The organism is Flavobacterium sp. MAHUQ-57, from assembly GCF_051908335.1.
Classification (GTDB): domain Bacteria; phylum Bacteroidota; class Bacteroidia; order Flavobacteriales; family Flavobacteriaceae; genus Flavobacterium.
Window position 1 is genome coordinate 1,760,711 of record NZ_JBPZTE010000007.1, and the last position, 21,451, is coordinate 1,782,161.

Consider the following 21,451-nt stretch of genomic DNA (forward strand, 5'->3'; position numbering starts at 1 on the left):
ATTGAACTGGATACTACTATTTATCGCGGGTCTTTTTGAAGTGGGTTTCGCTACTTGTCTCGGCAAAGCTAAAGAAGCTTCAGGAAACAGCGCTATATTATGGTACATTGGATTCTTACTGTGCTTGACTGTTAGTATGGTTTTGTTGGTGAAAGTATCCAAAGAATTGCCTATCGGTACAGCCTATGCAGTATGGACGGGTATTGGTGCTATTGGTAGTGTGCTAGTTGGAATATTCATCTTTAAAGAACCTGCAACGTTCTGGCGCGTTTTCTTTTTATCAACCTTAATTCTTTCCATCATCGGATTGAAATTTGTATCCAAATAATGAAACTGTTTCTTCCACTTTCGCAACTTCACAAACAATCGACTATTGCAATATCAGGTAGTAAATCGGAAACGAACCGATTGTTATTGTTACAGGCTTTATATAAATCGATCTCGTTGGAGAATGTGTCTAACTCCGATGATTCGGAAGTGATGACTAAAGCATTAATAAGCGACAACTCAATAAAAGATATTCATCACGCCGGAACAGCTATGCGTTTTTTAACGGCTTATTATGCTACACAGGAAGGGAAAGAGGTAGTGTTGACAGGTTCTTCCCGGATGAAGGAACGTCCTATTAGTATCTTGGTAGAAGCTTTACGTCAATTGGGTGCTGTAATCGAATACACCGAAAACGAAGGGTTTCCGCCTTTGAAAATCACAGGCCAAAAAATCACGCAAAATAAAGTGACGTTGCCGGCAAATGTAAGTAGTCAGTACATTTCAGCTTTGCTGCTCATTGCTCCTAAATTGGAAAACGGTTTGGAACTTACTCTCGATGGTGAAATAACGTCCATCCCATATATCAAAATGACTTTGGCTTTGTTAAACGAAATCGGTGTGGCAACTTCTTTCGCGGAAAATAAAATCACAGTAGCTCCAAAGCCTTTAATGCAAAGCAATCAGCAGCTAACTGTTGAAAGCGATTGGTCTTCGGCGTCCTATTGGTATTCCATGGTGGCACTATCTGAAATCGGTACAGAGGTAACGTTATCAAGCTATAAACAAAATAGCTTGCAGGGCGATTCGGCTTTGGCAACAATTTATAGGGATTTCGGAGTGGAAACTGGTTTTAAAAATACTAAAATCACACTTCGTAAAATAAACCACAATCAATTGAAAACGGTACAATACAACTTAAACAATTGTCCCGATATCGCCCAAACTATTGCGGTTACGTGCTTCGGATTGAGTGTCGGATGCCATCTCACCGGATTGCATACGCTGAAAATCAAGGAAACGGATCGCTTGGAAGCAGTGAAGGCTGAACTGGAAAAACTGGGAGCTTCAATCGTAGTGACTAATGATTCACTAACCCTTGAAACTGGTGGTGAAATCAATAAAGGAGTAGCAATCAAAACCTATCAAGACCACCGTATGGCCATGGCTTTTGCGCCACTTGCTCTACGTATTCCAATTATCATCGAAGAAGCTGAAGTAGTTTCAAAATCGTATCCTGATTTTTGGAAGGATTTACAACAAGTGGGTTTTAAAATGACAGAGGTCTGAAAGTACCGAGAATACTAACATTTCAACATTTGAACATTCTAACTTTCCAACTTTTCTATAAATAAATAGCAAAACACTTGACAACGCCTATCCTGCGATAGTATATTTGCACCTTGTTTAAAAGTAAGTGGCTCTGCCGCAAAACCTTTAAACGTTAATCTTCTAAATAGTAAAGAATGAAGTTATCTAATTTCAATTTCAATCTTCCGGTAGAATTACTAGCTGAATTCCCGGCAGAAAATCGTGACGAGTCTCGTTTAATGGTAGTTGACCGTAAAAAAGGAACTATCGAACACAAATTATTCAAAGATATTTTGGATTATTTCGACGAAGGGGATGTGATGGTGGTGAACAATACGAAAGTATTCCCAGCTCGTTTGTACGGTAATAAAGAGAAAACGGGTGCGCGTATTGAAGTTTTCTTATTGAGAGAATTAAATGCAGAACAACGTCTTTGGGATGTTTTGGTAGATCCTGCTCGTAAAATCCGTATCGGTAATAAATTGTACTTCGGTGATGATGATTCATTAGTGGCTGAAGTAATCGATAATACAACATCTCGTGGTAGAACTCTTCGTTTCTTATACGATGGTTCTTACGAAGAATTCCGCCAAAAATTAGTTGACCTTGGTGAAACGCCAATCCCAAAATACATCAACCGTGAAGTAACTCCAGAAGATGCTGATCGTTACCAAACTATCTATGCTAAAGAAGAAGGTGCAGTTGCTGCGCCAACTGCCGGTTTACACTTCTCGAAACACTTAATGAAACGCCTTGAAATTAAAGGTGTCGATTTTGCTGAAGTAACGCTACACGTTGGTTTGGGTACTTTTAACCCAGTTGAAGTTGAGGATTTGTCGAAACATAAAATGGATTCTGAAGAGGTACGTATCTCTCAGGAAGCTTGTGATACGGTAAACAAAGCCAAATCGAATAAAAAACGTGTGTGTGCCATCGGTACTACAACCATGCGTGCTATGGAAAGTTCGGTGTCGTCAAACAAAACATTGAACCCGTACGAAGGATGGACCAATAAATTCATTTTCCCTCCGTATGATTTCAGCGTAGCCGATTGTATGGTAACTAATTTCCACACTCCAAAATCAACGTTGTTAATGATGATTTCTGCATTCTGTGGTCACGATTTGATGCGTAAAGCTTACGATGAAGCGATCAAAGAAAAATACCGTTTCTATTCTTACGGAGACGCAATGTTAATTCTTTAATAGAGTTCATCAACTAAATAGTTAAAATCCCAATCATCACGGTTGGGATTTTTTTTATTCCTAATGGTACCGATGATTGTTTAAATGGTACCGATGATTATGTAAGTGGTACTGGTCGTTGTTTAAGTGGTACCAAAGACTTTTTAACTGGTACTGATGATTGTTTAGGTGGTACTGATGATTGTTTAGGTGGTACTGATGATTATGTAAGTGGTACTGATCGTTATTTAAGTGGTACCAAAGATTTTTTAACTGGTACTGATGATTGTTTAGGTGGTACTGATGATTATGTAAGTGGTACTAGTCGTTGTTTAAGTGGTACCAAAGATTTTTTAACTGGTACTGATGATTGTTTAGGTGGTACTGATGATTATGTAAGTGGTACTGGTCGTTGTTTAAGTGGTACCAAAGACTTTTTAACTGGTACTGATGATTGTTTAAGTGGTACAGATGATTGTTTAGGTGGTACTATGAACTATTTAAGTGGTACTAATCATTTTTTTATCGGTACTAAGGACTATGGACTTGGTACTACTCACTAATCACTCATAATTTATAACTCATAACTCATCACTCATAATTCATCACTCATAATTCATAATTCATAACTTTTCAATACTTTTACAGCACTAATCACAACCAAAATGACATTTCAAAATACACTCGCTTTCGCGCAACAACTTGATGCACAAGACGAATTAAAAAACTATCGCAACGAATTCATTTTCCCGCAACACAACGGACAAAACGTAATCTACTTTACCGGTAACTCTCTAGGATTACAACCTAAAAGAACAAAACAATATGTCGATGAGGTAATGAACGATTGGGCAAACCTTGCCGTGGAAGGTCATTTCTATGCCGAAAAACCTTGGTGGGATTATCAAGAACGTTTCGCGGCACCATTAAGTGGTATCGTTGGGGCAAAACCTTCCGAAATTACCGTAATGAATACCTTGACGATTAATCTTCACTTATTGATGGTGTCGTTTTATCGCCCAACTGCGACTCGTTACAAAATCATTTGCGAAGAAAAAGCGTTTCCTTCAGATCAGTACATGTTCCAAAGTCAGGTAAGACACCATGGCTTCGATCCTAAAGAGGCTATCGTCGAAATCAAACGTCGCGATGGAGAACATAATATCCGCCTGGAAGATATCTTGGCTAAAATCAATGAAGTGGGCGATGAACTGGCGTTAGTGCTTTTCGGAGGAGTGAATTACTACACCGGACAGGTTTTCGATATGAAAACCATCACCGAAGCCGGTCACAAACAAGGTGCAATCGTTGGTTTTGACTTGGCTCACGCTGCCGGAAATATCAAATTGGAATTGCACGACTGGAATGTTGATTTCGCCGCTTGGTGTAGTTATAAATACATGAATTCCGGACCGGGTAATGCTTCGGGTTGTTTCGTGCATGAAAAGCACCACCAAACGAACTTGCCTCGTTTTGCAGGTTGGTGGGGACATAACAAGGAACGCCGCTTTAAAATGGAACCTGATTTCGATCCGGTTCACGGCGCCGATGGTTGGCAGGTAAGTAATCTTCCTATTCTGTCTTTGGCTCCTTATTTGGCTTCCGCCGAAATGTTTGCCGAAGTGGGTATGGAGAAACTAATCGCAAAACGTGATAAAATAACAGCCTACTTAGAATTCATCCTGCACGAAATTGATAACGAAATCGAAGGAACCGAATTCGAAGTAATCACACCGAAAGAACCTAAGGAAAGAGCATGCCAATTGTCGGTTTTCCTTCACGGACAAGGCCGAAACCTGTTTGATTACCTAATGAAAAACGGCGTTATTACCGATTGGCGCGAACCGAATGTAATCCGTCTGGCTCCGGTGCCTTTGTACTGCTCTTTTGAAGATATGTACAACTTTGGGCAAATCCTGAAACAAGGAATCCTGGCGTTAAAATAAATGTTTAACAGAGCGAAATATAAATTGGCGTACCTAGTTATGCTAATCCTTTTAGTACCTTCAGTTCTCTATGTCGTGGGAGTTGTATTAGGAATGTCTGTGCAAGAGGAATTTCCATGGGAAATTGCCTTGTTATTGGTTTTTTCCGTATTTCAATCCCTAATGCTTTCGCTTCCATTGTTCAAACAGATAAGGGAAAATCGTAAATACAAATTACTTTTTGTTATCAACTTACTGATTTTACTCTTTAATACTTATGAGGTAATCAATTACGCAGTTACTTCTGATTTTGTTACTATGAAAGGAATAATTTATATAGTACTTTTGTTTATTATTAGTGACCTTTTTTTGGGCAATTTTAAATTGGTAAAAAATAAATTTTAAAATACAATGAACAAACAACAAATTATAGAAAGCTTCGATCCGTCTCAACCGGGTTTGGCAGATGCTACCGTTTTCGGATTGCCTTTCTCAACTGAAGATTCTGAAATTATTGTAATCCCTGTGCCTTGGGAAGTAACTGTAAGTTATGGTGCCGGCGCATCAGAAGGCCCGGATGCCATTATGGATGCTTCTTTTCAAGTTGATTTGAATCATCAGGATTTCCCTGAATTATGGAAGTTGGGTATCTATATGGACGAAGCGCCTAAACATTGGAAATCCAATTCTAATAAATACAAATCATTGGCACAGCCTATCATTGAAGCTTTAGAAGGTGGAGAAGACATTGAAACGTTTCCTGCACTGCAATCGGATTTGGATAAAATCAACAAAGTATGCCGTGAACTGCACTCTGAGGTGAAAGAAAAAGTCCTGTATTGGATGAACAAAGGAAAAAAAGTAGTGTTGTTGGGTGGTGATCACTCTACGCCGCTTGGTTATTATGAGGCATTGGCTTCAAAACATGATAACTATGGTATCCTACATTTAGATGCACACATGGATTTGCGTATTGCCTACGAAGGATTTACGTATTCGCATGCATCAATCATGTACAATACACTTCAAATTCCTCAAGTGACTAAAATTGTTCAAGTAGGAATCCGTGATTTCTGCGAACAGGAAGTGGATGTGGTGCAAAAATCGAACGGAAGAGTTTTAGTAAACACAGATGCCGACTTAAAAGCGGAAGCATTCCAAGGAAAAACTTGGGAACAGCAATGTGAGGCCATCATTGCTTCATTACCGCAAAAAGTATGTATTTCTTTCGATATCGATGGAATGTATCCATGGTATTGTCCTAATACCGGTACGCCGGTTCCAGGTGGTTTTTCTTTCGAACAAGCAACTTATTTATTCAATAAATTAGCAGAAAGCGGAAAAGAAATCATTGGTTTCGATCTAGTTGAGGTTGCTCCAGGTGAAGATGGTAGTGATTGGGATGGAAATGTAGGTGCAAGAATGTTGTTCCACATGTGTGGAGTTTTGGCCAAAAACAATGGATTGAATACCGGAAATAAAATCAGTTTTCCAAGAGGATAGATGATAGGATTCAATATAAATGAAAGACGAGTTTTGCTCGTCTTTTTTTATGTAATTGAGATTCTGTAAACTTTAATTGAAATTGTGTAACACGCTGAATATTAATTCGTAGTTACTTTGTTGGTATAAATTAAAAACAAGATGTTATGAAAAATTTAGCTTTAACCATAGTGACAGTAGTGACAATGATTTCATGTAAGGATTCGAATAGGGAAGGAACAGTTGAAAATCTTGAAGTAGAAGCGAAACAAGCAACCATTGATTCAATGAAAATGGAAATGGAAAAGCAAAGGATTATTGATTCGATGAAAGCGGTAAGTGCGACAGAGGCACGTCCGGTTGAGAAAGAAGTTGTTGTTGTGAATCAGGCGCCTGCGAAGAAAAAATGGAGTGGTGCAGCTAAAGGAGCAGTGATTGGAGCTGGTGTAGGTGCGGTTACCGGAGCGATTGTTAGTGATAAAAAAGGAGAAGGTGCGATTATTGGCGGATTGGCTGGAGCTGGTGTAGGTGCTGGTACAGGTGCCATTATTGATGAAAGTAAGAAATAATAACTACCACAAACTTTAACCCAAGTTGGAAAAGTGTGTCTAAATAAATTAGGCACACTTTTTTTATAAACCGATGTTTATTTCGTTAAATTTGGATACAAAATTTTTCAAATGAAAAGAATTAAACAATTTTTCCTGTTGATGTTGGCTTTGATTGTACTAATCGCCATCGGAATTTATGGTTATTTACACTCCACTAAACCAAGTTATGAAGGAGAGTTGTCATTGAAAAACCTTACTGCCGAAACTCAGGTTTATTTTGATGATTACGGTATACCACATATTTATGCCCAAAATCAAAAAGATGCTTTAACAGCTTTAGGATATGTTCATGCTCAAGATCGTTTGTGGCAAATGGAATTGTTACGAAGAATCGCGCCAGGAAAATTGTCCGAAATATTTGGTTCAAGAGCTTTGGATAATGATAAGTTGTTTTTGGCTTTGGGAATCGATAAAAATTCTGATGAAGCTATAGCAAAATTGGATAAGAATAGTCCGGCCTATCAATTGGCTCATGCTTATTTGGATGGAATTAATCAATACATTGAAAACGGTAAAACTCCGGTTGAGTTTACTCTACTCGGTATCGAGAAAAAACCATTCACTTTAAAAGATGTTTACAATACATTCGGGTATATGGCTTTTAGTTTTGCTATGGCGCAACGTACAGATCCATTGTTGACCGATTTGAGAAATAAATGGGGTGATGAATATCTAAAAGAATTAGGTATTGATTATTCCTTCAATACGGTAAAGATTAAAGTTACTGAAGATAAAACACAACAGTATATAGAGGCTTCAAAAGCGGTAACGGCTTTAATGGAAAGTTCACCTGTGCCACCTTTTATTGGAAGCAATAGTTGGGTGGTAGGTCCGCAAAAGACCAAAAATGGCAGAGTAATTTTTGCCAATGACCCACACATTGAGTATTCGCAACCTGGTACCTGGTATGAAGCGCATATATCATGTCAGGATTATGAAATGTATGGGTATTATTTGGCAGGAACACCTTTCCCATTGTTAGGGCATAACCGTGATTATGCTTATGGATTAACGATGTTCGAAAATGACGATGCTGATTTTTTTCAAGAAGAAAATAATCCATCCAATGTAAATCAATACAAAACAGCCAAAGGTTATTCTGATTTTAAAGTTCGTAATGAAGTAATCAAGATTAAAGACAGTGCTGAGGTGAAATTGACAATCAATGAAACCGATCATGGGCCAGTTATGAACGGAATTTTGAAAGATTTCAAACCACAAAAACCAGTATCGTTTCATTGGATTTATACACAGCAACCGAATCATATTCTAGAAGCGGTTTATAGTTTAAGTCATGCTAAAGATATCGAAGACTTTCATAAAAACATTGAATTGATTGCCGCTCCGGGATTGAATATTATGTATGGAGATGCTAAGAATAATGTGGGTTGGTTTACCTCAGGAAAATTATACAAACTGGAGAAAGAAGTGAATCCTAATTTCATTTTAAGTGGTACTAACGGAAGAGATGATAAGAAAACCTTTTTGGAGTTCAGCAAAAACCCATATGCACAAAATCCAAGTTGGGGGTATGTGTATTCTGCGAATAATATGCCAGAAGCTATAGATGGATACAACTATCAAGGATATTATTTGCCTAAAGACAGAGCACGAAGAATTACTCATTTATTGGATAATAAGAACGAATGGGATAAAGAATCAATAGGCAGTATGATCAATGACAATACTTCTATGGAATCGCAAGAAGTAGCTAAAAATATGGTTTCAGCTATTAATGTTTCTGAATTGAATCAAAAAGAACAAGAAGCTTTGTCAGTGCTGAAGTCATGGAAAGGAAACAATGATTTGTCGGAAGTATCCCCAACAGTATATAACAAACTACTTTATTTTTATTTGGTTAACACATTTAAGGATGAGATGGGGGACGATGCTTTCAAGCAATATATCAAGACTTATGTGATGAAACAGACGATTGCGTATCAATCTAAAAATGAAAAGTCGTTATGGTGGGACAACATCGCAACCAAAGATAAAAAAGAAACTCGTGCTGAAATTTTGACCAAAGCTTTTAAGGAAGCAGTTGGAAGTCTTCAAAATCAACTAGGTGATGATGTGAATGGATGGACTTGGAATCGTGTGCATAAAATAGAGTACAAGCATCCTTTGGGTAGTGTTTCTATACTTCGTCCTTTGTTCAATGTTGGTATTTTTGAAATTCCTGGAGGAAATGAGGTAATCAATAATACGATGTTTGAATTGTCGGATGAGCCCGTTCATATGGTGAAATCTGGTCCGTCCACACGACGTGTAATTGATTTCTCGGATATTGAGAATTCATGGAGTGTTTTGCCTTCTGGGCAGTCCGGTAATCCAATGAGTCCACATTATAATGATCAGGCTGAACTGTATGTTCAAGGGAAATTCCGAAAAATGAAATTGAATAAAAAAGAAATTGAAGCTTCTTCAACGAAATTGGTTTTTGAGCCAAAATAATACTTAAAATCATGTGCGTATTCGTTGTGAAACCCTAAATTTGCAAAACCGCTTTAATAAAAACCAATGCAAAGTCCTCAGAAAATTGCTGTTGTAGGTTCCGGATTGGTTGGAACCTTATTGGCAATCTATTTAAAAAAGAAAGGTCACACTGTTCATGTGTACGATCGTAGTCCTGATATCAGAACGGTTGAGTTTTCCGGCCGCTCCATTAATTTGGTGATGTCAAATAGAGGCTGGAAAGCGTTGAAAGATATTGGATTGGAAGAGGAAATTCGTCAAATCGGAATTCCTGTAGATAAGAGAGCCATTCATTTGCAAGACGGTCAATTGAATTACCAGAACTATGGTAAAGAAGGTGAAGCCATATTTTCCTTATCGCGTGGTGTTCTCAATCGTAAAATGATTGATTTGGCTGAAGCAGCTGGAGTCGAATTTAAATTTGAACATAAAATTTGGGATGTGACTTTAGCGGATGCAACCTTGCATATTGGTGATTCGGAAAGAGGGGAGTGGACAGAGTTAAAGTACGATAAGGTTTTTGGTGCAGATGGTGCTTTCTCTCGAATCAGACATCGCATGCAGCGACAAAGTATGTTTGATTATTCGCAAGAGTTTATGAAAATTGGCTATAAGGAATTGCATATTCCGGCCAATCCTGACAAAACGCATAAAATCGATAAGAATTCTTTACATATATGGCCTAGAGGTAACTTTATGTTGATGGCTTTGGCAAATTTAGATGGAAGTTTTACTTGTACACTTTTTATGCCTTTTGAAGGAGAAAATTCGTTTAATGAATTGAATGATGAATCCAAATTAGTAAAGTTTTTTGCTGAATATTTTCCCGATACAGCCGATGTAATTCCGGATTTGGTGGAAGATTTTTTTAAGAATCCTACGAGCTACTTGGTGATGATGAAGTGTTATCCTTGGACATTTGAAGACAAAGTTGCATTAATAGGCGATTCCGCACATGCGATTGTTCCGTTTTATGGTCATGGAATGAATGCCGGTTTTGAAGATATAACCATTTTAATGGAAATGATTGCTCAATATGGGGATGATTGGAATACTATTTTTAATGAGTATGAAAAATCCAGAAAACCCAATGCTGATGCAATCGCAGAATTATCATTGCGAAACTTTATTGAAATGAGCACCAAAACTGCAGATTCTGCTTTTCTTCTTCAGAAAAAAATTGAAAAGAGATTTTCGGATAAACATCCTGAGCAGTGGATGCCATTGTATAGCCGAGTGACTTTCAGTACACAACCTTATGCCGAAGCCTTAGCTATTGGTGAGTTTCAGAATAGAATTATGGAGCAAATTATGGCAATACCCGAAATTGAAAAAATCTGGGACAGCCAGGAAGTAGAAGATAAAATTATTGAATTACTAAATGCATAAAAAAAAACTCCAAATCTCAATTTAGAAATTTGGAGTTTTTTTTACTCTTCTCTGTTTACCGAATCCATTGAAAAAGCTGGCTTGCAAATGGCGATGTATTCGCAAGGTTGATCAAACGGATTGGAATATTGAACTCGTGTGTTCTTGTCAATTTTGATCGATTGACCAGCTTCTAAAACTACCACATCTTCTTCAATAATAAATTGTTTCTTGCCGGAAATGATATACGTGTATTCGTCAAATTCGGGTGTTTGAAAAGGTTCGCTCCAACCTGGAGGTGCTACCATATGTGCTATGGATATCTCGCTGTTATTGGTAGTCGCTAAACCATGATGTTCTTCAATTAGTTTGCCGTCAGTGGTAGGAACCACAAAAGGTGATTTTTGTATAAAATATTTTTTCATGATTGTTGATTTTTAATCCCAAACATATTTCCAATCTCCGTCGGTTTGTTTTTTCCAAACGGTATGAAAGATGCCTTTAAATTCTTTTTTAGTACCTGATGAGTCAGTCGCTACCCAGATGAATTTTCCATAAGTATACGCCATAGTTGCATCTTCTGACACATCCACCAAATCAGGTTTCCAAGTCACACTCGCTTTGGAATACTTTGGATTACTGTAATAATTTTTAATGGCTTCTTTCCCTTTAATCAAGGTATCGTTTTCTCTTTTAATTACTGCATCTTCTGCTGCAAATTCATAGAAGGCAGCTGCAATACCTTTAGTTGAAGCATGTTCGTTGAATGCTTTTTCGATATTTTTAATTTCTTCTTTAACCGCTTCAGTATTGCTTCGTTGATTGCAGCTAATTAGTAAAACAGTACTTAGAAGTAATGTTAATTTTTTCATAGACTCATTTTTTGAAAATAAAATACACTGCTAGCACTAAAAAACACATGCCAACCAGATGGTTCCATCTTAAACTTTCATTTTTAAAAAATAGCAAGGAGAAAATCACGAAAATGATCAAGGTGATCACTTCTTGAATGACTTTCAATTCTAATAATGAAAAGGGACCACCATTGCCCTGAAATCCTATCTTGTTGGCTGGAACTTGAAAGCAGTATTCAAATAAGGCCAATCCCCAGCTGATTAAAATGATGGTGAATAATCCTGCATTTTCAAACCATTTCAGTTCTTTGAATTTGAGATGTCCATACCAAGCGAGTGTCATGAAAATATTGGATAAAACCAAAAGGCCAATAGTTAAATATGCTTTCATTTTATTTTTTCAGGACTTTCATTAACACATTAAACGCACCACGAATAAAGCTGGCACTTGTTACAACCTTAACCACCGATTTTCCAATAACTTCTCCCATGCCGGGTTCTTTACTGGCTCTTTTTTCCTCTTCTTTTTCGGCAACCTCTTCTGAAATTTCCTCTATTTTTTTATTGAGAATTTCATAGGCGCTTTCTCTGTCTATTTCTTCCTCGTATTTTTCAACAAGTTTGGAACTGGAATTGATTTTGTCAATTTCACTATCGGTTAAAATATCCATTCTACTTTCAGGAGCGCGCATCATGCACGCAACCAAAGGAGTTGGGATTCCTTTTTCATTTAGTGCAGTGACCAAAGCTTCCCCAATTCCGAGTGACGTGATGATCTCGTCTGTTTTGTAAAAATCGGAAAGCGGATAATTTTCGGATGTCTGTTTTATCGCTTGACGGTCATTAGCGGTGAAAGCACGTAAAGCATGTTGAATTTTCAGACCCAATTGTGCTAATACTTCTTTTGGTACATCGGTTGGATTTTGAGTGATAAAATAAACACCAATTCCTTTGGAACGAATCAATTTGATAATGGTTTCGATTTGATCTAATAAAGCTTTGCTGGCTTCGTTGAAAATCAAGTGCGCTTCATCAATAAAAATGACGAGTTCAGGTTGTTCTACATCACCTTTTTCAGGCATTTGGTTGTAAATTTCTGCTAGAAGGTTTAGCATAAACGTTGAAAATAGTTTCGGTTTATCTTGAATGTCATTCAAACGGACAATATTAACGTAGCCGTATCCATTTTCATCAATACGCATCAAGTCGTCAATTTCGAATGATTTTTCTCCGAAGAAGATGTCGGCACCTTGTTGTTCCAATTCTATTATTTTTCTGAGAATAGTACCGGTAGTAGCGGTTGAAATTTTTCCGTAGAGTTCTGAAATTTCTTCTTTTCCTTCCTCTGTAATGTAATTCATTACCTTTTTAATGTCTTTCAAATCCAATAAAGGCATTTTCTTGTCATCACAATATTTGAATATGACAGCGATCACACCCGCTTGTGTTTCGTTTAAATCCAAGATTCTGGAAAACAACACAGGTCCAAATTCAGAGACTGTGGCGCGAAGTCGAACTCCTTCTTGTTCTGAAAGTGTCAATAATTCAACAGGGAATGCTTTTGGTGAAAATGGGATATTGATTTTAGAATGTCTTTCAGTAATAAAATCTTTAACGTCACCTTCTTTGGCAATACCGGAAAAATCACCTTTAATATCCATCATTAAAACGGGAATTCCGTTTTGAGATAATTGTTCTGAAAGCACTTGTATGGTTTTGGTTTTTCCGGTACCTGTAGCTCCGGCAATTAAACCGTGTCTGTTCATTGTTTTTAATGGGATAGTAACAGGAATTGCATGCGCTTCATTGTCAAGGATGGCGCCTCCTAGGTTGATTGATGCTCCTTTACAGGTATATCCTTGTGTTATTTCGTTTTTAAATTCGTTTATACGTTCCATAAATAATGTAAAATAGTAGATGCAATATAGTGTTTTTCTTGTATTTCAAGTGCTTAATGGCTTGATTTTTGTGGGTGTTTAGAAATAAAACAAATTTTATTTGTATTGTTTTTAAATAGGCCTTTCTTGAAAAATTTTCAGTGATGTGGTTTTTGAACAATAAAAAAATCTGTTATTTTCTCTTTTTTCGATTTAAAATTTAATTATTCTCAATAAAGCAGTATGTTTTATTTGATAAATCATAATTTCAAGTGTTATAAAAGTTTAAAAAAGATTTTTTTATTACAAGTATTAGGTTAAATTTGCTCCCATTATACTATTTAAAGCAATAGAATTAATCAATTAAAAAAAATTTAAATTTTATTAAAAATGGCAAACAACGTTAAAGTTCAAAAGAAAAAAGAACAAGGTTCAAATGGAGGAGATATTTTCTCTGGTCTTGTAATCGTAGCATGTATTTTCGTAGGTTGGTTAATATGGAAATTCGTTATGGGAGACCCTTCTAACTTCGAAGGTGGTAATCCAGAAGGTCATCCACTACCAGGGAATTATTTAGGAATGGTTTACAAAGGAGGAAGTATCGTACCAGTATTGATGGGATTATTATTAATGGTAGTTGTTTTTTCTTTCGAGCGTTTCTTCGTTATCAACAAAGCTGCTGGTAAAGGTGGTTTAGATACATTCATGAAAAAAGTGCAAGCTTCTGTTAATGGTGGTGATATTGATGCTGCTATCGAAGCTTGTGATAAACAACAAGGTTCTGTAGCTAATGCTATCAAAGCAGGTTTAGTAAAATACAACCAAGTGAAAGCAGAAGGTTTCTCTTCAGAAGAAGCTACTGAAACTATTCACAAAGAAATCGAAGAGGCTACTTCATTAGAAATGCCAATGTTAGAGAAAAACTTAACAATCTTATCTACTTTAGTATCTTTAGGTACGTTAGCAGGATTATTAGGAACTGTAACAGGTATGATCAAGGCGTTTGGTGCGTTAGCAACTTCAGGTACTCCTGACCAGGCTGCCTTAGCAAACGGTATCTCAGAAGCACTTATCAATACAGCTACAGGTATCTCGACTTCGTCTTTGGCGATTGTTGTTTATAACTTCTTTACTTCTAAAATTGATACATTAACGTATTCAATTGATGAAGCAGCAAACACGATTGTAAATACTTACAGACGTTTCAAAGGAAGCTTAAAATAATAACTAACAAGTTTTTGTCGTTATTTATTTGACGGCATTATAAAAAAAATAATATGGCAGTAAAAACGCAAAAAAAAGCAGGAGCAATCGACATGACTGCTATGTGTGACGTAGCATTCCTTTTGTTGACGTTCTTTATCTTGACTGCTACTGCAAAACAACCTGAGCCTTTGGCTGTAGATACGCCAAATTCAACTGTGCAAACAAAACTACCTGAAACAGGATTAGCTACGTTAACAGTAGGTAAAGGAAAAGTATTCTTTGGATTAGTTGACAGAGATATCAGAGTAAGAACTCTTGAACTTATGGGACAAGAGTACAATATAAAATTTTCTGAGGAAGAGAAAAAACGTTTTTCTTTAATCGATGGTTTCGGTGTTCCAGTGGGTAGTTTGAAACAAATTATCGCAATGAGTGGATCAGACAGAAACAAAGAAGGTTTTCAACCTGGTATTCCAATGGACTCTATTGACAAGAAAAAGGATGAGTTGTCAAGATGGATTTATAACGCCCGTTCGGCTAGTGCAGAGTTAAAAAACTCTGACATGAAGTTCGCAATCAAGGGTGATGCTAAATTAGAATATCCTCAAATCAAACGAGTGATGGATATTTTACAAGACCAAGATGTAAACAGTTTCAATTTGGTAACTGGTTTACGTGGGAAAGATTTCTAACAGTATAAAAATTAAGAAATGGCAGAATTAAATACCGACGCCGGTGGTGGCAAAAAAGGCGACAAGAAGGTAAGAAGTAAAAAGTCGAATGCCAAGGTGGACTTGACAGCGATGGTTGACTTAGCTTTCCTTTTGATTACGTTCTTTATGTTAACCACCTCGTTATCAAAGCCACAATCAATGGATTTAGGTTTGCCTGATAAAGAAGATAAAAATACACCAGAGCAGGATATCGAAGTTGCTGATAATAGAACCATGACTATTTTGTTGGGAGACAACAACAAAGTAAAGTGGTATATGGGGCAGTTTGGAACTCCTCTTGAAGGGCCAAAAGATTCTTCTTACGGTAAAGGAGGTATTCGTCAAGAGATACTAGGAAAAGTTAAATCTGTTCCAGTAGAGACAGGCGATCCTAAGAAAGGGTTAATTGTTATCATCAAGATGGACAAGAAAACCAATTATAAAAACATGGTGGATATCTTGGATGAGATGGCAATTGCAAAAGTGCCTACTTATGCACTAGTAGATATATCACCAGAAGAGAAAGATTTGCTTTCTAAATAATAATCCTAACAACTATTTAAAATGAAATTAGATTTATTTAAAACGCAGTGGTTGGATTTGGTGTTTGAAGGACGTAATAAAAAGTATGGTGCATACCAATTACGTAAAGATAATCCTAAAACGGCATTACGTTCGTTATTGTTAGGTGGATTTGTGTTTGCAATTGCTGTAAGCGCACCAAAATTAGTAGATTTATTACCTAGTAGCGATTCTGCTGATAACACTATAGATGAAAAAGTGGTGTTGATTGACTTGAATAAACCAAAAGAAAATCTTCCACCACCGCCACCACCTAAAAAAGTGGAGCCACCTAAACCGAAAATCGACGAGGTGAAATTCGTGAAACCTAAAGTAGTTGAAGCTGCTAAGGTTACCGAAGAGATCAAAACAATGGATGAATTGAAAGATAAAACGATTGCAGAAAAAGACCAAAAAGGGAATAAAGATGCACAAGTAACTATCGATCAACCAACTGGAGATTCTGATAAGCCCGCAGAAGTAGTGGATAATAACGTATATAGCTCGGCTGGTTTGGAAGTACAACCTGAATACCCAGGAGGTTGGGGTAAATTCGGTGCTTATGTAGCTTCTAAGTATAGAACTGAAGATATAGCTGAAAAAGCAGGTCAGGACTTGAAAGGTAGAGTTATCGTTGAATTCGTTGTTGAAAAAGACGGTAGTTTAACAGATATTAAAGTGATCCGTGATTTAGGTTACGGAACAGGAGATGAAGCAATCAGAGTTTTAAAAACAATGCCGAAATTGAAACCGGGTGAACAAAACGGTAAAAAAGTTCGTGCAAGATTTAGCTTACCAATCTCAGTTACTATTACTGCTGAATAGATGAATAATTATTCAAATAATTTAGAGAAGAAATCGCTTAAAGAGCGATTTCTTCTCGTTATAGGTATACTGTTCTTTCTGATATACCTTGCCATGGGCTTGGCTGTTTTATTTTGGGACAAACTCCCGTTACAAATGCCTCAAAATTACCGTATGGTTTTAGGTGTGGCTATTATAGGATACGCTTTTCTGCGTTTCATTCGCTTTTTTCAAAAATCATAATATGAAGAAAATATATGTACTGGTTGTTGTAGCTGTTCTATTTATCGGCGCTTTTAGCTGTAATCTAAAGGAGAATGCTAAAAATGATAAGGATACGATTTTAACCGGTAAAGTGTCTATACTTGTAGATGAAACTATCTTACCAGTAATTGAAGAGCAAGTGATGGTTTTCGAAAACCAATATGATGCTAAAGTTACTCTAATCGGTAAATCGGAAACCGAAATCGTAAAACTTTTATCAGAAGGGAAAAATGATTTGGCAATTTTGACTAGAGAGCTAAGTTCTAATGAAGGTAATTTTTTCAAACAAAAGAAAATAACTCCTAAGGTTACAACGTTTGCTACAGATGGAATTGCTTTTATTTCAGATAAAGGGAATTCGAGTGCCAAAATTGACTTGAAGGACGTAATTGAATTTATGAAGGGAGATAGTAATAAATTTAAGGGTTTGGTTTTTGATAATGCCAACTCAAGTACGGTGAAGCATTTTATGGATATGGCCAAAGTAACTACTTTGCCAACTAAAAATATTTATTCTTTCAATACAAATAATGAGGTAATTAAATTTGTCTCTGAGAACCCAGGTACTATAGGGATTGTTGGTGTGAATTGGTTGATGCAACCATTGCCTGACTTTCAAAGTACTGTTGATAAAGTGAGTGTTTTGGAAGTAAAAGCAATTAATGGTACATTTGCTTTGCCTACTCAAGATCATATGGCTTCGGGACTTTATCCTGTAACAAGAAAAATTAAAATGTTAAATTATCAAGGTTATTCCGGTTTAGGCATGGGATTTGCTTCATTTGTTGCAGGAGAGATTGGACAACGCATAATTCTTAAATCAGGTTTAGTACCTGTGAGAATGCCAAGCAGAAATCTAATCATCCGAAAAGAAATTGTAAAAGAAAACTAATAAAAAAGTTATAAAAATGAATAAATCTAAATTTTTCAGCGTTGCATTTTTAGCACTAGGATATGCAGCTTTTGCTCAAGATGTTGAGTCAGCAAAAAAAGCCATTGATGCTGAACAATATGAAAAAGCAAAATCTATTTTAAAAAACATTGTAAGTACATCTCCTGAAAACGGACGTGCCGCTTTCTTCTTAGGTAATATTTATCTAAAACAAAATGTGCAGGATTCTGCAAAAATTGTTTTTCAAAAAGGGATAACTGCTAAAGAAGGCGGTGTATTCAACTATATTGGTTTAGGTCAGATTGATTTGGATAATGGAAATGCACAAGCAGCGCAATTCAATTTTGATCAGGCTACAGCCGGAATGAAAAAGAAAGATATTGAACAGTTGGTTTATATCGGACAAGCGTATACCAATTCAGCAAATCCAAACTATAAAAAAGCGATCGAGGTTTTGAATAAAGCAAAAGCTGTTAATATAAATGATGCGGCAACTTTATTAGCTTTAGGAGATGCTTATGCAGCTGATAAAAATCAAAACGACGCCTATGCAAACTATAGAAATGCATTCGACGCGAATAACAGTTTCCTTAGAGCAAAAATGCAACAAGGAGTTTTATTGAAAAACTCTAAAAACTTTAGCGCTGCAGTTGAAAACTTCGCTGAAGTAGTGAAAATCAATGCGTCTTATGGTCCTGTTTATAGAGAATTAGCTGAAACGTATTTTGGATGGTCAACTTTCGATAGAGCGAATAGTGTAGATTTCAAGAAAAAAGCTTTGGAGAATTATGAAAAATACATGAGTCTTACAGATTACTCTTTGTCTTCAAAATTACGTCAAATGGATTTCTTGTTTGTAACTAAGGAATTTGATGCATTGGAAAAAGCGACTGCTGATCTGAAAAGTAAAGGTGTGAATGATCCTAAAGTGGTATTGTTCTCAGGTTATACCGCGTATGAAAAAGGAAAATATGCTGAAGCTGTTGCAGATTTGGAAAAATATGTTAACAACCCAGCAGCTAAACAATTTGCACGTCCTTATATGTATTTAGGTTTTGCACAACAAAAATTAGCGATTAAAGATGGTGCAACTCCAAGTGATAAGCCTGTTGTTGATCAAGCGCTTTTTGCATCGAGTGTGGAAAATTTCAAAAAAGCGGCTGCAATTGATAAACTTCAAATTGGAGAATTAAGTGATAATGGTAAAGCATTATTTGAAAAGAAATTATATGCAGAAGCAGCTGCTGTTTGTGAAGTTGCTTTGTTGAATCCTGAATCAAAAAACAGATTGTATGATAATTTCTTCTTAGGGTATTCTTTGTATTTCAATAACGTTGAAAAGAATGCAAAAGATATGAATGTTACTGAATTACAAAAAGCTGATGTTGCTTTTGGAAATGTGATTGCTGCTTCTCCAACTACTCAAGATGCTCATTTATACAGAGCTAGAGTAAACGGATTGTTGACAGAGACTACAGCTAAAGAACAAATGGCTGCTTCATATGAAGAGTACACAAAAGTGGTAATCACTAAAGGTCCTGAAACTGTTGAGAAATTCAAAGGTAAAATGGTTGAATCTTACAATGAATTGGCTAGATATTTCGGTAAAACGGATAAAGTAAAAGCTTTGGATTTTGTAACAAAAGCCTTAGCGTTAGATCCTGCTGATGCAGATGCGTTAACACTTCAAAAAGCATTGAAATAATATTAAATTATAATGCAATATGAACCGCTCCAATATGGAGCGGTTTTTTTATCTTATGATGGCATCAATTTATGCAATACTTTGTCGGCATAAAACTAAAATCAATTGTTTATCTTTGCAGACTATTTTAATATTATGCTTACAAAAGAAACACAAATAGCAGTAGAGAAAGGTGAAATGCTTCCATTGATGGAAGAGTTCTACACCATTCAGGGAGAAGGATACCACACAGGAACAGCCGCTTATTTTATCCGTATCGGCGGATGTGATGTAGGTTGTCATTGGTGTGATGTTAAGGAGAGTTGGAATGCAGAACTTCATCCACCAACAAGCATTGACAAAATAGTGGATAATGCCAAAAAATACGCTGAAACAGTTGTGGTGACAGGAGGGGAGCCATTAACATGGGATATGACCCAATTGACCACTCGTTTGAAAAGCCAAAATTTAAGAGTTCATATTGAAACTTCTGGCGCTTATCCAATTTCGGGAGATTGGGATTGGTTTTGTTTGTCACCTAAGAAAAACAAATTGCCTGTTCAAGAGGCTTACGATATTGCAAATGAGCTAAAGGTTATAGTGTATAATAAACATGATTTTATTTTTGCAGAAGAACAAGCGGCAAAAGTTAATCCGAATGCTATTTTATTTTTACAACCGGAATGGAGTAAAAAAGAGGAGATAACCCCTTTGATTGTGGATTATGTGATGAATAACCCGAAATGGCGAGTTTCACTTCAAACCCATAAATATTTAAATATACCATAATGAAAAAGTTTGTGTTCTTAATCCTATGTCTATTTCTTTCATCTGCTTTCTTTGCTCAGGAAAATAATACAAAAGACGATGATAACATTTACAGTTCTGTTGGAATAGATGTCATGCCTGAATATCCTGGAGGTATTCCGGAATTCGGTAAATATATAAGTACAAATTACAAATACCCAAATGTAAAAGGCTTGAATGGTAAGGTTGTTGTCGAATTTGTAGTTGAAAGAGATGGTAGTCTTGGAGATATTAAGGTGTTACGTGATGTTGGATATGGTACAGGTGAGGAAGCGATTAGGGTTTTAAAAGCATCTCCACGTTGGAAACCGGGAGAACAAAATGGACGTATAGTCAGATCAAGATTTTTGTTGCCTATTAACATTAATGTGAACTAAAGCAAAAGGTTGAATTCAAGAATTCAACCTTTTTTTTTAATTCTAAATAGTTGTTGAGAGTAGAAGTAGCTAGAGCCTTTATTTAGTATGGTTTCAAAGAGATGTAAAATTCACTATCGTACCAATGATTTGTTAAAGTTTTCTTTTGATTGCAATGATGTGTAAATTATAAATGTTAATATTTTGCTAATAAAAAATTAATTATATACATTTACGCGAAGTTTTCAAAAGCTATTTGTCCCAAAACAAAAAACTTAGATACTGTATTGGTTTATTTTACTAATTAAAAATACCACAGTAAATATGAAAAAACTACTTCTAATCGCAGTATTGTTTGTGACTCAGTTCGGGTTTTCACAAGCGCCAATCAGTGCCATCAGTAAAAATGCACCAATTCCTTACGAATCTGTTGAAAATAGACCACTTTATCCTGGAGGGATTAATGAATTCATTAAATTTATCGGAAAAAATTTTAAAGCACCTGAAGTTGAAGGACTGAGTGGAGTGCTTAAAGTGAGTTTTGTAATCGATACGAACGGAGCTGTAACCGATATTAAAGTCTTGAATGATCTTGGAAGCGGAACTGGAGAAGAAGCCAAAAGAGTGGTTTCATTATCACCTAAATGGACTCCAGGAGATCAAGATGGAAAACCAGTAAGTGTAGTTTATACACTTCCTATTACTTTACGAAATTAAATAACACATAAAATACTGACAATCAAACCTTTGCTTAATATGGCAAAGGTTTTTTTTGTACGTATTGTTGTATTTTTTAAGCTTTTTTTAACA

Annotated in this window: 23 protein-coding genes; 19 read left to right on the forward strand and 4 right to left on the reverse strand. The window is 36.3% G+C overall.

The genetic code is table 11. The annotated features are described in order from the left end of the window. Position 1 precedes the first annotated feature (1 nt). The 9 genes from ACS8MM_RS15825 to ACS8MM_RS15865 all read left to right on the forward strand — a co-directional run bounded on the left by ACS8MM_RS15825 (position 2) and on the right by ACS8MM_RS15865 (position 10,644). The gene (locus ACS8MM_RS15825) at positions 2 to 328 is read left to right on the forward strand and encodes a DMT family transporter (protein WP_379718878.1); all 327 of its coding nucleotides are present in this window, start codon (positions 2 to 4) and stop codon (positions 326 to 328) included. Beyond that, on the forward strand, positions 328 to 1,557 hold the full coding sequence (gene aroA, locus ACS8MM_RS15830; protein ID WP_379718881.1) for a 3-phosphoshikimate 1-carboxyvinyltransferase: 1,230 nt from the start codon (positions 328 to 330) through the stop codon (positions 1,555 to 1,557). Before ACS8MM_RS15825 ends, aroA begins: the two co-directional genes overlap by 1 nt. 176 nt (positions 1,558 to 1,733) lie before the next feature. Beyond that, complete coding sequence (queA, locus tag ACS8MM_RS15835) at positions 1,734 to 2,783, forward strand: tRNA preQ1(34) S-adenosylmethionine ribosyltransferase-isomerase QueA (protein WP_379718884.1); 1,050 nt, start codon at positions 1,734 to 1,736, stop codon at positions 2,781 to 2,783. A 56-nt stretch (positions 2,784 to 2,839) separates the two neighbouring features. After that, a complete protein-coding gene (locus ACS8MM_RS15840) occupies positions 2,840 to 3,325 on the forward strand; it encodes a hypothetical protein (RefSeq protein WP_379719048.1) in 486 nt (161 codons plus the stop codon). Positions 3,326 to 3,427: 102 nt separating this feature from the next. Next, entirely contained in the window at positions 3,428 to 4,708 is a 1,281-nt protein-coding gene (gene kynU, locus ACS8MM_RS15845; protein WP_379718887.1) for a kynureninase, read from the forward strand. Between the two features lie 390 nt (positions 4,709 to 5,098). Continuing rightward, a complete protein-coding gene (locus tag ACS8MM_RS15850) occupies positions 5,099 to 6,190 on the forward strand; it encodes an agmatinase family protein (protein ID WP_379718890.1) in 1,092 nt (363 codons plus the stop codon). Positions 6,191 to 6,336: 146 nt separating this feature from the next. After that, positions 6,337 to 6,738, forward strand: a complete 402-nt coding sequence (locus tag ACS8MM_RS15855; RefSeq protein WP_379718893.1) for a glycine zipper family protein — start codon at positions 6,337 to 6,339, stop codon at positions 6,736 to 6,738. A gap of 111 nt (positions 6,739 to 6,849) precedes the next feature. Continuing rightward, positions 6,850 to 9,234, forward strand: a complete 2,385-nt coding sequence (locus tag ACS8MM_RS15860; protein ID WP_379718896.1) for a penicillin acylase family protein — start codon at positions 6,850 to 6,852, stop codon at positions 9,232 to 9,234. A 66-nt stretch (positions 9,235 to 9,300) separates the two neighbouring features. Further along, the gene (locus ACS8MM_RS15865) at positions 9,301 to 10,644 is read left to right on the forward strand and encodes an FAD-dependent oxidoreductase (protein ID WP_379718899.1); all 1,344 of its coding nucleotides are present in this window, start codon (positions 9,301 to 9,303) and stop codon (positions 10,642 to 10,644) included. A gap of 41 nt (positions 10,645 to 10,685) precedes the next feature. Here the strand turns inward: ACS8MM_RS15865 and ACS8MM_RS15870 are convergent, their stop codons facing one another. The 4 genes from ACS8MM_RS15870 to ACS8MM_RS15885 are packed head-to-tail and all read right to left on the reverse strand — an operon-like array spanning position 10,686 to position 13,375. Continuing rightward, on the reverse strand, positions 10,686 to 11,048 hold the full coding sequence (locus ACS8MM_RS15870; protein ID WP_379718902.1) for a cupin domain-containing protein: 363 nt from the start codon (positions 11,046 to 11,048) through the stop codon (positions 10,686 to 10,688). A gap of 12 nt (positions 11,049 to 11,060) precedes the next feature. Then, positions 11,061 to 11,495 carry a YybH family protein gene (locus ACS8MM_RS15875; protein WP_379718905.1) on the reverse strand — a complete coding sequence of 145 codons (435 nt, stop codon included), beginning with the start codon at positions 11,493 to 11,495 and terminating at the stop codon, positions 11,061 to 11,063. A 4-nt stretch (positions 11,496 to 11,499) separates the two neighbouring features. Continuing rightward, positions 11,500 to 11,868 (reverse strand): DMT family protein, encoded by a 369-nt coding sequence (locus ACS8MM_RS15880; RefSeq protein WP_379718908.1) that lies wholly within the window; start codon positions 11,866 to 11,868, stop codon positions 11,500 to 11,502. A gap of 1 nt (position 11,869) precedes the next feature. Continuing rightward, on the reverse strand, positions 11,870 to 13,375 hold the full coding sequence (locus ACS8MM_RS15885) for a helicase HerA-like domain-containing protein (RefSeq protein ID WP_379718911.1): 1,506 nt from the start codon (positions 13,373 to 13,375) through the stop codon (positions 11,870 to 11,872). A gap of 369 nt (positions 13,376 to 13,744) precedes the next feature. Between ACS8MM_RS15885 and ACS8MM_RS15890 the strand changes: the two genes are divergently transcribed. The 10 genes from ACS8MM_RS15890 (at position 13,745) to ACS8MM_RS15935 (ending at position 21,358) form a co-directional block, all read left to right on the forward strand. Continuing rightward, positions 13,745 to 14,578, forward strand: a complete 834-nt coding sequence (locus ACS8MM_RS15890) for a MotA/TolQ/ExbB proton channel family protein (protein WP_379718914.1) — start codon at positions 13,745 to 13,747, stop codon at positions 14,576 to 14,578. A gap of 53 nt (positions 14,579 to 14,631) precedes the next feature. Then, positions 14,632 to 15,252 carry an ExbD/TolR family protein gene (locus tag ACS8MM_RS15895; protein ID WP_379718917.1) on the forward strand — a complete coding sequence of 207 codons (621 nt, stop codon included), beginning with the start codon at positions 14,632 to 14,634 and terminating at the stop codon, positions 15,250 to 15,252. A gap of 18 nt (positions 15,253 to 15,270) precedes the next feature. Continuing rightward, positions 15,271 to 15,816 (forward strand): ExbD/TolR family protein, encoded by a 546-nt coding sequence (locus ACS8MM_RS15900; protein WP_379718920.1) that lies wholly within the window; start codon positions 15,271 to 15,273, stop codon positions 15,814 to 15,816. Positions 15,817 to 15,837: 21 nt separating this feature from the next. Beyond that, positions 15,838 to 16,659, forward strand: coding sequence for an energy transducer TonB (locus ACS8MM_RS15905; protein WP_379718922.1), 822 nt, complete (start codon positions 15,838 to 15,840; stop codon positions 16,657 to 16,659). After that, positions 16,660 to 16,881 (forward strand): hypothetical protein, encoded by a 222-nt coding sequence (locus ACS8MM_RS15910; protein ID WP_379718925.1) that lies wholly within the window; start codon positions 16,660 to 16,662, stop codon positions 16,879 to 16,881. Position 16,882: 1 nt separating this feature from the next. Continuing rightward, positions 16,883 to 17,794 carry a PstS family phosphate ABC transporter substrate-binding protein gene (locus ACS8MM_RS15915; protein WP_379718927.1) on the forward strand — a complete coding sequence of 304 codons (912 nt, stop codon included), beginning with the start codon at positions 16,883 to 16,885 and terminating at the stop codon, positions 17,792 to 17,794. A 16-nt stretch (positions 17,795 to 17,810) separates the two neighbouring features. Further along, a complete protein-coding gene (locus ACS8MM_RS15920) occupies positions 17,811 to 19,499 on the forward strand; it encodes a tetratricopeptide repeat protein (protein WP_379718930.1) in 1,689 nt (562 codons plus the stop codon). Between the two features lie 135 nt (positions 19,500 to 19,634). Further along, positions 19,635 to 20,267, forward strand: a complete 633-nt coding sequence (locus ACS8MM_RS15925) for a 7-carboxy-7-deazaguanine synthase QueE (protein ID WP_379718933.1) — start codon at positions 19,635 to 19,637, stop codon at positions 20,265 to 20,267. Further along, a complete protein-coding gene (locus tag ACS8MM_RS15930) occupies positions 20,267 to 20,662 on the forward strand; it encodes an energy transducer TonB (protein WP_379718936.1) in 396 nt (131 codons plus the stop codon). The genes ACS8MM_RS15925 and ACS8MM_RS15930 overlap by 1 nt, the downstream gene beginning before the upstream one ends. A 303-nt stretch (positions 20,663 to 20,965) precedes the next feature. Further along, positions 20,966 to 21,358, forward strand: a complete 393-nt coding sequence (locus tag ACS8MM_RS15935; protein WP_379718939.1) for an energy transducer TonB — start codon at positions 20,966 to 20,968, stop codon at positions 21,356 to 21,358. The last annotated feature ends 93 nt before the right edge of the window (positions 21,359 to 21,451 follow it).

Coding starts and splice junctions, on each gene's coding strand:
- aroA (WP_379718881.1), top strand. CDS start 328: ATGAAACTGTTTCTTCCACTTTCGCAACTTCACAAACAATCGACTATT.
- queA (WP_379718884.1), top strand. CDS start 1,734: ATGAAGTTATCTAATTTCAATTTCAATCTTCCGGTAGAATTACTAGCT.
- kynU (WP_379718887.1), top strand. CDS start 3,428: ATGACATTTCAAAATACACTCGCTTTCGCGCAACAACTTGATGCACAA.
- ACS8MM_RS15850 (WP_379718890.1), top strand. CDS start 5,099: ATGAACAAACAACAAATTATAGAAAGCTTCGATCCGTCTCAACCGGGT.
- ACS8MM_RS15855 (WP_379718893.1), top strand. CDS start 6,337: ATGAAAAATTTAGCTTTAACCATAGTGACAGTAGTGACAATGATTTCA.
- ACS8MM_RS15860 (WP_379718896.1), top strand. CDS start 6,850: ATGAAAAGAATTAAACAATTTTTCCTGTTGATGTTGGCTTTGATTGTA.
- ACS8MM_RS15865 (WP_379718899.1), top strand. CDS start 9,301: ATGCAAAGTCCTCAGAAAATTGCTGTTGTAGGTTCCGGATTGGTTGGA.
- ACS8MM_RS15870 (WP_379718902.1), bottom strand. CDS start 11,048: ATGAAAAAATATTTTATACAAAAATCACCTTTTGTGGTTCCTACCACT.
- ACS8MM_RS15875 (WP_379718905.1), bottom strand. CDS start 11,495: ATGAAAAAATTAACATTACTTCTAAGTACTGTTTTACTAATTAGCTGC.
- ACS8MM_RS15880 (WP_379718908.1), bottom strand. CDS start 11,868: ATGAAAGCATATTTAACTATTGGCCTTTTGGTTTTATCCAATATTTTC.
- ACS8MM_RS15885 (WP_379718911.1), bottom strand. CDS start 13,375: ATGGAACGTATAAACGAATTTAAAAACGAAATAACACAAGGATATACC.
- ACS8MM_RS15890 (WP_379718914.1), top strand. CDS start 13,745: ATGGCAAACAACGTTAAAGTTCAAAAGAAAAAAGAACAAGGTTCAAAT.
- ACS8MM_RS15895 (WP_379718917.1), top strand. CDS start 14,632: ATGGCAGTAAAAACGCAAAAAAAAGCAGGAGCAATCGACATGACTGCT.
- ACS8MM_RS15900 (WP_379718920.1), top strand. CDS start 15,271: ATGGCAGAATTAAATACCGACGCCGGTGGTGGCAAAAAAGGCGACAAG.
- ACS8MM_RS15905 (WP_379718922.1), top strand. CDS start 15,838: ATGAAATTAGATTTATTTAAAACGCAGTGGTTGGATTTGGTGTTTGAA.
- ACS8MM_RS15910 (WP_379718925.1), top strand. CDS start 16,660: ATGAATAATTATTCAAATAATTTAGAGAAGAAATCGCTTAAAGAGCGA.
- ACS8MM_RS15915 (WP_379718927.1), top strand. CDS start 16,883: ATGAAGAAAATATATGTACTGGTTGTTGTAGCTGTTCTATTTATCGGC.
- ACS8MM_RS15920 (WP_379718930.1), top strand. CDS start 17,811: ATGAATAAATCTAAATTTTTCAGCGTTGCATTTTTAGCACTAGGATAT.
- ACS8MM_RS15925 (WP_379718933.1), top strand. CDS start 19,635: ATGCTTACAAAAGAAACACAAATAGCAGTAGAGAAAGGTGAAATGCTT.
- ACS8MM_RS15930 (WP_379718936.1), top strand. CDS start 20,267: ATGAAAAAGTTTGTGTTCTTAATCCTATGTCTATTTCTTTCATCTGCT.
- ACS8MM_RS15935 (WP_379718939.1), top strand. CDS start 20,966: ATGAAAAAACTACTTCTAATCGCAGTATTGTTTGTGACTCAGTTCGGG.